This is a genomic window from Arthrobacter sp. A5 (assembly GCF_051131705.1).
GTDB lineage: Bacteria > Actinomycetota > Actinomycetes > Actinomycetales > Micrococcaceae > Arthrobacter_M.
Genome location: NZ_CP180316.1, coordinates 1,863,414 through 1,878,205, shown reverse-complemented (window position 1 = coordinate 1,878,205; position 14,792 = coordinate 1,863,414). Strand labels below are relative to the sequence as shown.

At 65.4% G+C, this 14,792-nt stretch carries 13 protein-coding genes and 2 pseudogenes; 8 read left to right on the top strand and 7 right to left on the bottom strand.

Going from position 1 to position 14,792, the window contains the following annotated elements; all coding sequences use genetic code 11:
* Positions 1 to 136: 136 nt before the first annotated feature.
* The 4 genes from ACLLJI_RS08680 to ACLLJI_RS08665 all read left to right on the top strand — a co-directional run bounded on the left by ACLLJI_RS08680 (position 137) and on the right by ACLLJI_RS08665 (position 3,261).
* On the top strand, positions 137 to 1,171 hold the full coding sequence (locus tag ACLLJI_RS08680) for an iron-containing redox enzyme family protein (protein WP_434620305.1): 1,035 nt from the start codon (positions 137 to 139) through the stop codon (positions 1,169 to 1,171).
* A 6-nt stretch (positions 1,172 to 1,177) separates the two neighbouring features.
* The gene (locus tag ACLLJI_RS08675) at positions 1,178 to 2,266 is read left to right on the top strand and encodes a glycosyltransferase (protein WP_434620302.1); all 1,089 of its coding nucleotides are present in this window, start codon (positions 1,178 to 1,180) and stop codon (positions 2,264 to 2,266) included.
* A complete protein-coding gene (locus ACLLJI_RS08670; RefSeq protein WP_283561653.1) occupies positions 2,259 to 2,507 on the top strand; it encodes a CDGSH iron-sulfur domain-containing protein in 249 nt (82 codons plus the stop codon). The genes ACLLJI_RS08675 and ACLLJI_RS08670 overlap by 8 nt, the downstream gene beginning before the upstream one ends.
* Positions 2,508 to 2,664: 157 nt before the next feature.
* Positions 2,665 to 3,261, top strand: coding sequence for a hypothetical protein (locus ACLLJI_RS08665; protein WP_434620298.1), 597 nt, complete (start codon positions 2,665 to 2,667; stop codon positions 3,259 to 3,261).
* 94 nt (positions 3,262 to 3,355) lie between these two features.
* Here the strand turns inward: ACLLJI_RS08665 and ACLLJI_RS08660 are convergent, their stop codons facing one another.
* Positions 3,356 to 3,979: a response regulator gene (locus ACLLJI_RS08660; RefSeq protein WP_434621370.1), complete on the bottom strand. Its 624-nt coding sequence runs from the start codon at positions 3,977 to 3,979 to the stop codon at positions 3,356 to 3,358.
* 54 nt (positions 3,980 to 4,033) lie between these two features.
* Positions 4,034 to 4,762: pseudogene (locus ACLLJI_RS08655) on the bottom strand (sensor histidine kinase); the annotation flags it as partial.
* Positions 4,763 to 5,430: 668 nt separating this feature from the next.
* Here ACLLJI_RS08655 and ACLLJI_RS08650 point away from each other — a divergent pair.
* Together ACLLJI_RS08650 and ACLLJI_RS08645 are read left to right on the top strand one after the other, a co-directional pair.
* Positions 5,431 to 6,045 carry a GlcG/HbpS family heme-binding protein gene (locus tag ACLLJI_RS08650; RefSeq protein WP_434620295.1) on the top strand — a complete coding sequence of 205 codons (615 nt, stop codon included), beginning with the start codon at positions 5,431 to 5,433 and terminating at the stop codon, positions 6,043 to 6,045.
* Between the two features lie 32 nt (positions 6,046 to 6,077).
* The gene (locus ACLLJI_RS08645; RefSeq protein ID WP_434620292.1) at positions 6,078 to 6,944 is read left to right on the top strand and encodes an ankyrin repeat domain-containing protein; all 867 of its coding nucleotides are present in this window, start codon (positions 6,078 to 6,080) and stop codon (positions 6,942 to 6,944) included.
* 32 nt (positions 6,945 to 6,976) lie between these two features.
* Here ACLLJI_RS08645 and ACLLJI_RS08640 read toward each other — a convergent pair.
* Positions 6,977 to 7,429, bottom strand: a pseudogene (locus ACLLJI_RS08640) (maleate cis-trans isomerase family protein); the annotation flags it as partial.
* A gap of 152 nt (positions 7,430 to 7,581) precedes the next feature.
* Between ACLLJI_RS08640 and ACLLJI_RS08635 the strand changes: the two are divergent.
* Positions 7,582 to 7,740: a hypothetical protein gene (locus ACLLJI_RS08635; protein WP_434620289.1), complete on the top strand. Its 159-nt coding sequence runs from the start codon at positions 7,582 to 7,584 to the stop codon at positions 7,738 to 7,740.
* Positions 7,741 to 7,881: 141 nt separating this feature from the next.
* Here ACLLJI_RS08635 and ACLLJI_RS08630 read toward each other — a convergent pair whose 3' ends face one another.
* From ACLLJI_RS08630 to ACLLJI_RS08615, 4 genes are all read right to left on the bottom strand, one after another.
* On the bottom strand, positions 7,882 to 11,460 hold the full coding sequence (locus tag ACLLJI_RS08630) for a PKD domain-containing protein (protein ID WP_434620286.1): 3,579 nt from the start codon (positions 11,458 to 11,460) through the stop codon (positions 7,882 to 7,884).
* A 148-nt stretch (positions 11,461 to 11,608) separates the two neighbouring features.
* Positions 11,609 to 11,962, bottom strand: a complete 354-nt coding sequence (locus ACLLJI_RS08625) for a hypothetical protein (protein WP_434620283.1) — start codon at positions 11,960 to 11,962, stop codon at positions 11,609 to 11,611.
* Positions 11,963 to 12,246: 284 nt separating this feature from the next.
* Positions 12,247 to 12,777 carry a recombinase family protein gene (locus tag ACLLJI_RS08620; protein WP_434620280.1) on the bottom strand — a complete coding sequence of 177 codons (531 nt, stop codon included), beginning with the start codon at positions 12,775 to 12,777 and terminating at the stop codon, positions 12,247 to 12,249.
* A 181-nt stretch (positions 12,778 to 12,958) separates the two neighbouring features.
* A complete protein-coding gene (locus tag ACLLJI_RS08615; protein WP_434620277.1) occupies positions 12,959 to 13,942 on the bottom strand; it encodes a sigma-70 family RNA polymerase sigma factor in 984 nt (327 codons plus the stop codon).
* Between the two features lie 375 nt (positions 13,943 to 14,317).
* Between ACLLJI_RS08615 and ACLLJI_RS08610 the strand changes: the two genes are divergently transcribed.
* On the top strand, positions 14,318 to 14,785 hold the full coding sequence (locus ACLLJI_RS08610; RefSeq protein WP_434620274.1) for a YkgB family protein: 468 nt from the start codon (positions 14,318 to 14,320) through the stop codon (positions 14,783 to 14,785).
* The last annotated feature ends 7 nt before the right edge of the window (positions 14,786 to 14,792 follow it).

The window sequence follows — 14,792 nt, the reverse complement described above, 5'->3', positions numbered from 1 at the left end:
GCAGAAGGTACAAGCCGGTCTCCCCGAAGATGTTTGGTGGCCAAATCCCTGATGTGTCAGCGCTCCGGGAAATTATCAAGCATACTTATCATAAGATAGGGCCATGATCCGCGGCCCTTAGGTCAGGAGAGCAGCCATGAAGTTTCCCTCAGCCCGCGGCCCGGTCAGCATTTTCCTGTTTGACCTCCTCCACGCCGGGCCGGAAGGTACCGCCGACCAGACGCACGTCTTACGGACGCTGGCGGCACGGAGTGTGGCGTCGACGGAGAATGTCATCAACGATGAGGATCTTCAGCTGGCCATGTTCTGCCTGTACGAGCTTCACTACGGTGGGCTGGCCGGGGCGGATGAGCGGTGGGAATGGAATCCCGGTCTTATCGCCGTCCGGCAGGAGATCGAGGAGGGTTTTGAGCGCGCCCTGCGCGCCGCCGTCGAACTTCCTGCTCTCGATGCTGCAGACGGCGACAGCGTGGCCAGCGTCCTCTTCGGCCTTGCAGCCGCGGATAACGGCCCGTCCATGTCGCGCTACGTCGCCAAGGAAGCGTCCCTGGAACAGCTGCGGGAGTTCCTGATCCACAAATCCATCTACCAGCTCAAGGAAGCCGATCCGCACACGTGGGCGATTCCCAGGCTGAGCGGCCGCCCTAAGGCTGCGATGGTTGAAATCCAGGCCGACGAGTACGGCGGAGGGCGCCCGCAGCGCATGCATTCCGCCCTTTTCGCCCGGACCATGCGCGGACTCGAACTCGACGATGTCTATGGCGAATACGTCGACGCCGTACCGGCACTCACCCTCGCATCCACCAACATGATGTCCATGTTCGGGTTGAACCGACGGCTGCGCGGCGCCATCGTGGGGCATCTGGCGGCCTACGAGATGACGTCGTCCCAGCCCAACCGGCTATACGGCAACGGATTCCGCCGCCATGGCTTCAACGAAGATGTCACCTGGTACTTCGACGAGCATGTCGAAGCCGACGCCGTACACGAGCAGATCGCCGGCCGGGACCTGGCCGGGGGACTCGTCGAGGCCGAGCCTGCGCTCCTGGAAGACGTGTACTTTGGCGCCGCCGCGGCCTTGGCCGTCGACGCGTTGCTGTCCGCCCAGACCATGGCGGCATGGAAAACCGGGACGTCCTCGCTGCGGATTCCGCTGCCGGCCGGCGCGTAACCGGGGGTGGAGTCCGCCGGCCTGTTACAGGGTGCGAGCTACATTCTGCCGCTGCGCTGGGACGCGGATGAGGGGCTGGAAGAACTGGCCGGATACCTGCTGCGGCTCAGCGGCTGGCTGTCGGTGATCGTGGTGGACGGTTCGCCCGACGCACTGTTCTCCTGCCATGCACTGGCGTTTCCGCCTAAGGTCCGTCATGTTGCCCCGCAGCCGCGGCAGGGCGCGAACGGCAAGGTGGCCGGTATCATGACGGGAATTGCGCTGGCCGAGGACGAGCTGCTGGTGCTGGCCGACGACGACGTCAGGTACGACCGCGCGACGCTGCAGCAGGTGCTCGGCCTGCTCGAGGACGCAGACGTGGTCCGCCCGCAGAATTACTTTCTGGCACTACCGTGGCACGCCCGATGGGATACCGCCAGAACACTCGTGAACCGGGCCTTCTCGGCGGACTACCCCGGCACGCTGGCGGTCCGACGGTCGGCGCTGCTGGCCACCGGAGGCTATGACGGCGACGTCTTGTTTGAAAACCTCGAACTCCTGCGGACCATCCGGGCGGCCGGCGGACGGGAGCTGCGTGCCAAGGATGTATTTGTGGGACGGATTCCTCCGCGGACCGGACACTTCCTGCGCCAACGCGTCCGGCAGGCCTACGACGACTTTGCCCAACCGGCTCGCCTGGCCGTTGAGCTGTCGGTATTGCCGCTGATCCTGGCCACCGGCTACCAGGCGGTCCGCCGCGGGTCGGCCCATCACGGGGCTGGCCACTACCTGGCCGCCCACCACAGGGCCGGCACCCGCCGTCGTCCCGTGGCAGCTCTGACGATCCTCGCCGCGGTTGCCGTCGCCGCGGCCGAAACCGGACGCAGGAAAGACGGCGGCCAGCACTTTTTTGGTCCATCCGCCGCGCTCTGGGCCCCGCTGTGGCTGCTGGAGCGCTCCGTCTGCATTTGGGCCGCCGTCGCCCTTCGCTGTACGGGAGGTGTCCGGTACGCCGGGACCCGTCTTCGCCTCGCCGCCAGCTCCCCGGCAACACTGCGTGAACGGCACGCCGGAAAAATCAGCACATCGCGAACAGAAAAGAGTGACCATGTCTGACGAATTGTCCCCCCTACACCGGGACCGGGAACCGAAGGATGCTATCGTCGTCTGCCCGGACGGACCACTGCTGGTGCGTGGAGACTTCGAGATCGTCTCCACCACGGGCGAAAAGCTCCCCCGCCAGCGCAGGACCGTCGCCTTGTGCCGGTGTGGTGCTTCCGGCATCAAGCCATACTGTGATGGCACCCATAAGCTGATCGGCTTCCGCACCGATTTCCCGGACCGCAAGGCAACGTAGCGTTCGCCGGCCGTCGGCAGGACATCCATCTACTGTCGACGGGATTCCCGCTGTCTGATGGTGAAACATCCCCTACGTGCTGCCGTGAAAGGCGTCACTGCCGGTCTTCGCCGGCGCCGCCGGGGAAGTCGATGCCCAGCACGCCGGCTTCATCGCCGTGCTTCGTCGACTGGACACTCGTAGGCTTCCCATCGTTTTGCTCCAGCTGCCGGGCGTTGATCCAAATACCGGTCTGGTCACCCTCGCCGTCGGCGGCATTGACGCCGACTCCAACGATGTCTTCGCCGCTTGTGCACCCGATCCGACGTCCGTCGCATGCACAGATGCCCTGAACGTGAGCCAGGCGCGGATAGTCGAACTGCCCGCGAAACTCCTGAGGACCTACGCCGCGGTGGCGGTCGCAGTGCCCCGCGCCCGTATCGCGATGCTCGGCTACCCACGTCTTTTCAACGCGGGAAACCCCTTTGGCGGCAAGATCAACCAAGGCACAGATGTCCTTAATCAAGTCATCTCCGGTGCTGTAGCCACTGCCGCAGCCACGAACAGTCCCAGAATCCGCTTCGTTGATGTCAGTCAGGAATTCCTGAACCACGGCTTCGGCGCTGCCGTCCCCTACATCAACTACAACCCGGCAGACCCGATGGCACCGGCCAACTTCCACCCCAACGCCTTGGGTAACCTGCTCGGCTACTACCAGGCTCTGCGCAACGACGACGTGCTTGCCGGCCACCCGCTCGTGCACTCCACCCTCTAACCCAACCCGTCCGGTCGGACACAGCAGGCAACAGCGGTCAGCAACGTCCAGCGACGTCCGGCAACTTGTGAGGCTGCAGGAGACGGTCATCGCTTCAATGCCGCATACCGTTCCTGCCGATGGCAGCCGCAACGGCGGCGGAGCGGGATTCCACGTCCAGCTTCGCGTAAATGTGGGCCAGATGAGTCTTTACCGTGGCTTCGCTGATCAGCAGACGCTTACTCAGTTCCCGGTTGCTGAGCCCCTGGGTCAGCAGTGCCAGGAGTTCCGCCTCGCGCGCGGTCAGCGTCTCCTCGGGGTGCTGCATCTGATGGAACAGTCGGGACGCAACCGGCGGTGACATCACACTGAGGCCGGCCACCGCGCCCCGGATAGCAGCGAAGATTTCCTCCGGCACCGAGTCTTTGAGCAAATAGCCCATGGCTCCGGCATCCACGGCGCGCACCAGGTCAGAGTCCGAGTCGTAGGTGGTGAATACCAGCACCGCTTGCGCCGGCCGCACCCGGCGGATCTGCGCGATCGCGGCAATCCCGTCCATCCCGGCGCCCAGGGCCAGATCCATCATCACCACATCGGGCCCATGCAGCTGCGCCGCCTCGACGCCGAGCTCCCCGGTTGCAGCCTCTGCAACGACCCGCAGATCGGGCTGGGAGTCCAGCAGCGACTTCAGACCCGCCCGAACCACCAAGTGATCGTCGACCAGCAGCACCGAAATCATGGCATCACGTCTCTGCTTGGATCGTCCGCTGCGCCAATGCCGCGGCGGAAGCTGGGCCGCGATAATGCAGCCTTCGCCCGGTGTGCTTTCCACGAACAGCACACCGCCCAATTGCTCCACCCGCTGACGCATCGCGCGCAGGCCGTAACCCCCGGCGGCCGTGGGCTCCGGGACTGCCGCCGGGTCGAAGCCGGCGCCGTCGTCGAAAATGTCAAGCGATACAGAGTCCGGCAGATAGCTAACGGTCACGCTGACCGTCAGTGCATGTGCATGGAGCTTGATGTTCGCTGCGGCGCTTTGAGCGACGCGCAGCAGAACGTGCCGGATATCGGGCGGCAACGGCCGCGGCGTTCCATTACTGAAGAACCGGGCGTCCGGAAGATACAGCAGGACCGCTTGCTGCAGTGCCTCCCCGAGCGGCAGCGCGTCCGCCGGAGAGGACAGAGTGTGTACCAGGTTCCGGGTTTCGGACAAATTGCTGCGCAGCAGAACGGTCGCCGCCGCCAGATTTCTGCGCGCTACCCCGTCAGGCTGTTCCCAGGACTGCTCCGCTGCTTCCAGATGCAGCAGGCTGCTGGTCAATCCCTGCGTCACGGTATCGTGGAGCTCACCCGCCAGCCGCTCCCGCTCGGCGATGATTTTCGCGTCGTGCTCATGCCCGGCCAGCTGAGCCTGAGCCGCAGACACCTCATGCAGTAGCCGAGTGCGGGTTCTGGCATCGCGCTCGATCCGTTCGTAGACCAGCAACAGCAGGACGCCGGCGGCCAGCGGCCCGAGCAGCATCGCGTAGTCCGTTCCACCACCGAGCAGAAACAGCCCCAGGGCCGCGGGAACGACGACTCCTGCCACGCCCACGTATCCGGCCCGGCCGGAGAGCGTACTGCGGCAGACGAAAAACAGGGAAAAAGCACACCATGCGAAACTCGGGGCGTTCAGGACCAGCCCGGCCCACAACAGCACCAGCAGCCACACCCAGCCCGCGGTTTTGTCGTGCCGCGGAGCCGCGGCAATAACCCCATAGACCCCGGCCAGCGCGAGGCTGAGCACCAGCACCAGCTGCCAGCGCTGATCCAGTCCATGATGGGTCAGATAGCGGACCGCCGAAGCACCGAGCAGGAGCAGGAAACTCAGATGCACCACCAGCCCTGCGCGCCCCGGAAGCCCGGCCAAGTCCGCAGGCATGGCGGGTTTCTTACCCGGCGCCGCTGTGTTCATATCGCCTGTCCGTCCACCGAAAATCGTCCCGCCAGTTTATCCGACCAGCGGTCCGGGCAGCTCATCCCATTGGCGCAGGCTCCGCGGCAAAAGGATGAGCTACCCGGGAACCAACGGTCGATGCGCAGCGGGACAGACGCTGCCAGCATGGAAGTGCGGGACGCTGACCACTGGCATGCGTTCCGTTCGCTCCGGACGGAACCGTCCCGCAGCGTTCCGTCAAATAAGGAAGTCCCATGAAAATCACCCGCCCGATACTTTTCTCCGCCGTTCTGGCGTCCGGCGCGCTGGCCCTGTCCGCGTGCGGCGCCCCGCAGTCCGCACCGTCCTCGCCTCCCTCGGAGGGAATTGCGTTAGCCGCGGCCGTGGGCGCCGTCAACGGCCAGCCCGTCGGCGGTCAGACCATCGGCACCGTACCCGTTGAGAACACCGTGCAGCAGAACAGGATTTCTGACGAAAAGTCCGCCGCAGCCGTGCTGGCCGCACTGCAACAGTGCAAGTCGGACCAACTGCCGTTCGTGTCTGTTGCCCTGGTGGACCGCTTCGGCACCGTGCAGGCCCTGCTGCACGGTGACAACGCAGCCCAGCACACCATCGAGTCCGCTAAGCAGAAGGCCTACACCGCGGCTGCCTTCGGGTCCCCCACCAGCGAACTCGCCAAGCGGATCAGCGGCAACGGCCCGGGAATCGACGATCTGCCCGGAACGCTGTTCCTGGCCGGCGGCGTCCCCCTGAAGGTCGACGGGGTGTCCGTAGCAGGCATCGGCGTCGGCGGCGCGCCCGATGGAGCCCTGGATGAGAAATGCGCCGCGGCCGGAGCCACCGCTCTCAGCCAAGCCGTGGCCAAGTAGAGCCCGACGGCGGGATCAGGAGGGAACGCAGCGTGCCCACCGGCTCAGCAGATGCCCGTGCAAAAATATGGACAGGCGCCCTGACAGGGGCGCTGATGGCCCTCGCTTTGGTGTCCTGCGCAACGCCGTGGCCCGCCGGAGCTCCGGTCGTCGGCACCGGAGCCTCCGCCTCATCACCTGGCCCTGCTGCACCCAGCGTGGTGCCGCCGTCGTCGTCCCCAACCACGTCCCTTCCAGCCGTCACACCGCCCGGCATCCCATCCGGCGCCGCGCTTGGCACTCCCCGCCCGGCCGGGGAGCTGGCCGGGCTCAATGCGCGCCTGCTGCAGGCATCCGCCGCCAACGATGCCGCCGAAGTCACAGCTCTGCTGGACCGCGGGGCGGAGCTGGAGGTCCGCAATGCGGACGGCCGGACACCTCTGATCGCCGCCACCAAAACCAACGGTGTGGGCGCCGCCCGTGTACTGATCGCCGCTGGGGCCGATGTCAATGCCAAGGACGTGATGGCCGACTCAGCGTTTCTCTACGCAGGCGGCGAGGGGCTCGATAAGATTCTGCAATTGACCCTCAGCCATGGCGCGGACGTGGCCAGTATCAACCGCTACGGCGGAACCGCACTGATCCCGGCCAGTGAACACGCCCACGTACGGACCGTGCAGATCCTGATCACGGCGGGAGTGCCGGTAAACCACGTGAACAATCTCGGTTACACCGCTCTGCTGGAGGCCGTCATGTTCGGCACCGGCAGCACCGATTACCAAGCGACCATCGGGCAGTTGATCGCTGCCGGAGCGGAAGTTGACCGGGCGGACAACGCCGGCGTGACAGCGCTCCGGCACGCCGAGCTTTTACGGCAGAGCGGCGTTGCCCGGATCCTGCGCGACGCCGGGGCACGCTGACGGCCGGTCCATCGTCATGCCAGCAGACGGCCTCAGCGCGGGTCGAGACCGGCCGCTCCGGTCATGGCCAGGCACTGCCACAACGTGACGGCAACCGAGTCGAGCACGGCGGCATCCGATTGTTGCTCCACCTGCTGCACCACGGGTGCTCCATAGAGGTTGGTGCAAAGGTAGATCAACGCTTGCGGCCGGCTGTTCCCCGACCCGTCCGCCAACTCGGCCGAAGGTGCCAGAAGCTCTGAAGGTTCCACCCGGGCGAAGGATTCGTTGATGCTAAGACCAAGATGGCGTTCTCCGGTGATCGTCATTCCTTCGGTGCGGTAGCTGCGGATGATGGCGTCGTTCACGTCTTGGGTATACGGGCTGACTAAACCGACCCGCGAGATCCCGAAGGCTTTGAAGGCGTCCAGGTAGGCCAGCGTCGAGGTCGTGGCCGGGATTCCGGTCGCCGCAGTGATCTGGCTGACCATGTCCCGGTCGTGATCGGCTCCAAGCCAGGAACCCGCGGTGCCGTTCTAGTTCAGCAATCGCAGAGTGCCCTCGACCGTCACGACACCGAGGCGGCAAATGCGGCCAATGCGGCGTTCCACGACGAGATCATCGACTTTTCCGGGAATCTGGCACTCCGACACCCCTCATGGGCCGGCTGCACTGGCTCTTCGGCCAGATTTCGGATTTCGATCAAGTGTGCCGGGAGCATGCCGTCCTGTGTGCCGCGATCGAATCCGGTGACCCCGTGCTGGCGGCTAAGGAAGCCCAGAAGCACGTACTTTCATACCGAAAACAGACCCTTTAGTACCTTTTCGAGAAAACTACCTAGTCCCGCGGGACAAGGGGTGTGACTCTACGCAGGAATCCCCGCCGGCGTACGTCACCGGCGGGGATTCTTTGCTGCTTGTGGTGGCCTGCCGGCGTGCATCGCCGGCGGGGCGCCGTGCTACTTGGTGCCTCCGGCCCACAGATCGTCGAAGGCGACGGTCAGTGGGGTCGGTGTGCCGGTGGTGCTGAGGTAGCTGTACAGGCCGATCGCGCCGGCTGCCTGCAGACCGGCGGTGGAGTCGGTGGTGGTCAGCTGCCAGTTCGCCGGTTCGGCGGTGCCGACCTTCCAGACCTTGGCCTGGACGGTGGTCGGTGAGGTCCCGGTCACCTGCAGCCGGAGCTGGAGCTTGTCGCCGGAGTTGAAAGTCAACCCGGAGATCGTGGCGGCCTTCAGGATCGTATCGGTGTTGCGCTGCAGGTTCAGTTGTACCGATCCGGTGGAACTGACCACGACGCGGGCACCATAGCTGGCAGTACCGACGCGGCGCCCGATCAGACCCGCATAGATGCTGCTCGCCGTCGGCCGGTTGAAGCCGATACTTGCCCGCACCTCCGTATCACTGGAGGAGACGCCGTTGAGGTAGGCGTAACGGTTGGATTTGGCCGGGCTGGCGACGGTGGCGGCGCTGCCGTTGACCGCGAAATCGGCGACGGCGCCGGAGATCGTCCAGGCCCCGCCGGTTTCGGTCGTTCCCAGGCCGCCGCCGACCGTGCGGGTGAATGTGTCCTGCGCCAAGGCTGTCCCGGCTGGCGGCGTTGTACTGGTCACGGTGACTGGATGATTCACCGTTCCCGTGGCGCCGCCGTTGTCCGTCACGGTCAGGGTGACCGTGTAGGTTCCGGCGGTGGCATAGGTGTGATTCGCGCTCACGCCGGTTCCCGTACCGCCGTCTCCGAAGTTCCAGGCGTACGACGATATCGTGCCGTCGGGGTCCTTGGAACCCGAGGCGTTCACGCTCGCCGCCAACCCGTTCACACTGCTCGTAAACGCGGCCGTCGGAGCCACATTCGGCGGCGGGGTTGTGCTGACGGTGACCGGATGGTTCACCGTTCCCGTGGCGCCGCCGTTGTCCGTCGCGGTCAGGGTGACCGTGTAGGTTCCGGCGGTGGCATAGGTGTGATTCGCGCTCGCGCCGGTTCCCGTGCCACCGTCTCCGAAGTTCCACGCGTACGACGAGATCGTGCCGTCCGGGTCCTTGGAACCCGAGGCGTCCACGCTCGCCGCCAACCCGTTCACACTGCTCGTAAACGCGGCCGTCGGCGCCACGTTCGGCGGCGGCGTCGTGTCGACGGTGTTCGTCAGACCGGGTGTGCCGCCCGTCGTCGACGTCGCCCTCCAGTTCGCCGCCACGGCATTGTCCGCCGTCGGCGATACCAGCTCGAGCGACGGCCCCGTGCCGTCAGCTGCAGCCGGCCACGGCGCCTGGTTTGTGTACGTCACCGAGTCGACCACCCCGCTGGTGTTGCGGAGCACAACCGCCTCACCGGCGTCGTCGAGGGACCCGGTGAACTGGCCTCCCACCAGCCGGTTTGCGCCGGTGTAGGCCTGCCGGAATGCCTTGTCGTTCGCCACAAACACGACCCGGCCACCGGCCGGGATCACCGTACCGGCCTGGATCGTCAAGCCAACGGCGTCGATCGTCCAGCCGGAGATGTCCACCGCGGTGCTGCCGGGGTTCGACAGCTCAATGTATTCCCCGCCGGCACCGGCCGGATGGTACTGAATCTCGTTGATGACGACGCTCGCGTCCGCCGCCTGCGTGGTCGGCACCGGCTTCCCGGCACCAGTGTTGTTGTTGATAGCGTTGCGGCGGTCCGTCAGTCCGTTGACGAAGGCGCTCCGGGCGTAGGCGGGCGTGTAGCCGCGCCACTTCGCATAATTCAGGTTCCAATCGGGCGTTGTCTTGGCCGAGATGGCGTCCCACTGCGCCTCGAACTGGCCGGCCGGCAGGAACTGGTCAGCAAGCGTGCGCAGCCGGCGGTAGAACATTTCCTTGATCTCGGGGTAGGCGAGCATGGCCTGCGTGAAGTGGTTCGATGTGTCCGGAGTCAGGAAGAGTCCCTTGCCGTCAGAGGCCGCGGTCGTGAAGATCCAGTTGAGATCCCACTGCCACATTTCCCAGCGACCGGTTCCGTCGGTGTCTCGTGACAGCCACCAGTTGTACCAGCCGCTGTCCTGATGCCGGATGATCGAGTTGATCGCCATGTAGTTGACGAGTTCCGGAACGTTCACGTTCTGATAGATCCAGGCCTGCTGCGCGGCCGACGGCGCCGCGTCGACCGTGTTGGACAAGGTCCAGACGTCGCTGAAATCCTCGGTCTTTCGGGTCTTCTTCTCGAGCCAGCCCGACGCAGCGAGGGTGGTCGCCGACGTCGACTTGCCGACGCTGCCGCCGGCGCCCTTGTAGATCGCCCAATCCTTCACGCCCTGGTCGGCCCGCCAGGAACCGTCCTCGGTCTCCATGATGCGGCCGAGGCTCCAAAAGTCCGCGTTGCGCTGCGTGCGCACCGGAACAATGTTCAGCGCCCGGTTGCCGGCGGCCTTCACGGTCGCCCAGCCAACATCCGCGAAGTTGTCAGAGTAGTTCTGTAGCGCGAATTCGTCGAGGGGGTAGGGCAGCTGGCCGCCGAGGTCGAAGGTGTAGCCCTTAGGGAGCTCGACCTTCCAGTTCACCTTCGCGTCGGTGCGGGAGGAGTTGCCGCGGACACTCATCAGGGCGCCGTCGATGACCTGGCCGTTGTAGGACCACACAGCCGCACCTTGGACGTCGTCCTGGCGGTGATTGGCGAGGATGTCATTGAAGACGGCGTCGTCCATGAACCACTCGATGACCGGAAGCTGGCTGCCGACAGCGGTGTTCACCACGACCACGCCCCGGTAACGCACGGAATCGCCCGCCGCGGGCTCGGAGTATGTTGTGCCGCCGGACGTCGCATCGACCCGATAGCGGATCAGCTTGCCCGCACTCTGGCCGGGAATCGAACCGGAATACACGCCGTCGCCCGCGCCGCCCGGGCTGGCTGCGTCGTCGAGGAACGGCACCACAGCGTCCGCGCCGAACATTACCTTGTACGTAAGCTGAGCGGTGGAGCCGGGCTGAAGCCGGGCCGAGACCACCATCGCCTCATTGACGGCGGGACGGGCTGGATTCGCCGCCAGGCTTCCGACGACCGGGGCGCCCCCAGCGCCGTCGATCGAGTTCCTCGCGCCGGGCGTGCCACCGGCGGCCAGGCTGGCACCCCAACTGCCGGGCAGCGTCTTGTCGGACATGAGGTCACGGAGTTCCAGCGAGGGACCCGTTCCGTCGGGCGTCGTCGGCCAGGGGGCGACGTCGGCGTAGGTGACAGTGTCGATCGTGGCGAGCGCGCCATCGACCACCGTGACGGTCTCGCCGCCGTTGCTGAGGTTCCCGCCATAGACAGCGTTCGGCGCGAAACCGTAGGTGATCTGGAACTGGGCCGCGTCCTTTGCGACCACAAAGTAGCCATGGGCAGAAACGACGGTGCCGGCGGCGAACGTTCCCGTTACGCCGGCACTGAACGACCATCCCGAGATGTCGAGTGGAGCGGCCGACGTGTTCGTCAGCTCCAGGAAATCATCCGCGTCGAGGTCTGACCCCGCGTGGTAGTTCAGCTCCGAGATCACGAGGCCGCCCGCCGCTGCGCTCGCCGGCCCCGCCGCGGAAACCACCAACATCCCGGCCATCATCGATGTTAACGCAACAGCTGATGCTGCGTGCCATGCTCTTCCAACTGTCATTGCAGGGTCCCCTCAACGAAGATTTGGGCGCCCGAGGTGCGAAGCCGGTCGCCCACGCCGCACTGTCATGCGGTGTCATGCGGTGTCATGCGGTGTCACGCATGAGTATGGATGACAGCCCGGTAATTGTCGACGCGTATTGCAGACGGTTTTTGCGGGTACACGCCAGGTGCGCCAGCGGCCGGCAGCGATGCGCGTTCGCGGCCCGACGTCCGAACCCAAAGGGTTCCGGTATGAAAAGTCTTCCAACCGCCGTTGCCGATCCTGCCAGACGTTCCCGCCGCGGGCGGATGGTCCACCAGTCCCCCGCGGGGTATGACGGAACGGCCGCCACCCGGTGGTGGATGGTGGCGATGTCCAGCGTTCCACTGTGGATCTTCTGGCCGGTAACTTCCGCCCCCTGCTGGGATACACCGGCAATAGCCTGGTTCCAGACCACAGGCCGAGCGCCGTTGGCACCAGCTGACTCGAAGTGTCAGACGGTTCCTGGCGACATGAGGGTCACGTTGGAGCGGGCGATGATCCTCTCCGCCCTCTGCCAGGCAGCGTCCGCGGCGAAACGCCGACTTAGCGACATGGAGCAGGGGTCTGAGGAGGATCGGTACGGAAATTCACGTTTAGGGCGCATCGGTGTTGATTTCGGCGTTGGATAACGAAATTTTTCGGATCACTAAACGGTGGTGTCGCCGGCGCGTTTGATGGCGCGGTAGGCGGTTGAACGGGCTACAGCGAAGAGTTCGGGAAGTTCCACCGTCGCGTGCGTCCCTGCTCGGTGAACGGAGACCAGGTGCGCTTACTGTGTTTTTGGGAAAGCTTTGGCTGTTTCCCTCGGAGGCGGACCTTTGCCTTTGCGACCGCCATGCCGTCACGAGTCCGCGCTCGGATCAGGTCAGCTTCGAATTCGGCGACCACGGCCAGGACGTTGAAGAGAAGCCTGCCTACGGGATCGGTTGGATCGTGGAGGGAGCCGGCGATGCTGAGCTTGACTTCGCGGCCAGTGAGTTCGTCGACAATGTCCTTTGCATCGCGCAGTGGCCGGGCCGGTCGGTCGAGTTTTGTCACGACCGGGGTGTCCCCGGCCCGGCAGGCTGGCAGCGCTTCCCTGAGTCCCGGTCGTGCCCGGTTGGTGGCGGTGAGGCCTTGGTCTGTGAATGTCTTCTTCGCGTCACCCCAAGAGTGACCAGGGCGTTTTTCTGAGCGGTGAGGTTTTGGTCGTTGGTGGATACGCGCGTATCCGATGAGGAGTCCGGTCATGGTTCTGAATGTACCGTTTAGCCTCCGCCGTCACCGGGCAGGCAGCCACCCAGGTTGATCCGGTGCCCGGCAAGGGCGGTTTCGGTCAATCAGGTGCCTCCGATTGACGCCTCCGGGAGATCGACCCGTTATCGAACGTCACTGGACCGGCCGTGCCCCTGTAAACGCTTTCGGCGGCATCTCAGCGCCCGGTCACTCCCGGGGTGGTTATGTCCGAGCCGGTGGCATTCCTCAGGGCGGCCGCAAGCCGGGCGACGATGTGTAATGGTGCGGTGGGGGCGAGTCCGGCTGTGAGATCGAGCATGCGCCGTACCTGGGCGACGTACCCATTGCAGTGGTGGCAGGCTGCTAGGTGTTCCTGGACGCGGTCTCGCAGCCCGGTGTCGAGCGTGCCCTCAAGGTAATCGTTCACCAGCTCGACGAGCTGGCGGCATACCACTGGTTCACGGGAGCCGGGACGAGCCGGGCGTCGTTGCACCGCTGGCTCGCTCATCCGTGCCCTGCTCGGTTCCGCCGCTGCCGGGTCCGGTCGGCCGGTGCTTGTCGCTGCGTAGTGTTCGACGGCGGCCCGGACCTTGCTCCGGCCCCGGTGCAGAAGTACCCGCTGATTGCCGTCGCCGAGCATGTACAGGGTGCCAACCTCTTCTCCGGAGAGTCCCAGCACGTCCCGGGCGATCATGACGGCCCGTTGCCGCTGGGGAAGCGCGGTCAGGGCGGTGTCGATGACGGTTCGCAGCTCAGCGGCGGTCAACTGTTCCTCTGGCAGCAGGTCCCAGCGCAATGGTGACGACACCCAGTGACCGGTCTGCGGATGAAACCGCCCTGGGGCGACCGCCGGATCCCACTCGTCCCCACGGTCGGCCCACCCGGTTGCCGAGAATGGAAGGGTGCGGTGCTCGCGCGCTCCGGCGCGGCGGGCAGTGTTGATGACGATCCCCATCACCCATGTACGAAGCGTGCTGCGGCCCTCGAAGCGCTCGATCCCGGTGAGCACCGTGACCCAGGCGTCTTGGACGGCGTCCTCGGCGGTGGCGTCACTGACAGTGTGTGCGCGTGCCAATCGCAGCATGCCGGGAGTCCACGCCGCCACCAGCTGCCTGACCCTGGCCTCGTCGCGAGACCGCAGGGCGGCGATGGCGGCGGGGTCATCGAATGCGACGTCCACCGGGTCAGTCTAACCGATGCCGCGAGGTTTGCGGGCACTACGCAGGTTCGGGCAGCGGCGGCATGAACTACACCACCGAATCGTGTAACGAACGCGGCGCTGGCGGGACTAACCCCTGATGAAGCGATCCTGGTGCCGCTCGGTACCCGTCGGATGAATCCGTTTCTTGAGGAGCAGCAGCATGCGTACCACGTCGATCCCGGTCCTTCTCACCGCAGCCGGTGCCAGCGTTGGGCATCTCCCTGACAACGCAGGCAGTGGCTGCGCCCGTCAGCGCGCCTGCGGCACACGCTCACCAAGCCCATCCTCGGGTCGTGACGCGTCACGGATCACCCCTGTCGCCCTAAACGAGGGTGCTCAGGCAGGGACACGAGCATGAAAACACGACACGACGCCACCCATGCTCTTCAGTCGATCGGAACCTCGACTCTGCGCTCCGCGCTGGCGATGAACCTCCTATGGATCGGTGCACTGAAGTTTGAGGACTACGAGGTGGAGAACATCCACCCCCTGGTCTCCTCGAGCCCGCTGTTTGCTCCGGTCCTCAAGAAGCTCGGCGAGAAGAAGACGGCAAGGATCGTGGGGATGACCGAGATCGCGTTGGCATCATTGATCGCCGCGAGGCCACTCGCGCCCCGGCTCTCCGTGCTCGGCGGGCTTGGAGCAGTCGGGATGTTCGCCACAACCCTGAGTTTTCTGTTCACGACACCAGGAGCCTGGCAGGAGGGCCACGGCGCCCCGAAGCTATCCATGGTGGGGCAGTTCTTGGTCAAGGACAGCGTGTTTCTCGGCGCTTCTCTCCTGGTCACCGCCGAGTCGTTGCGCGCCGCGCGGCGACGTTGATGGAGGT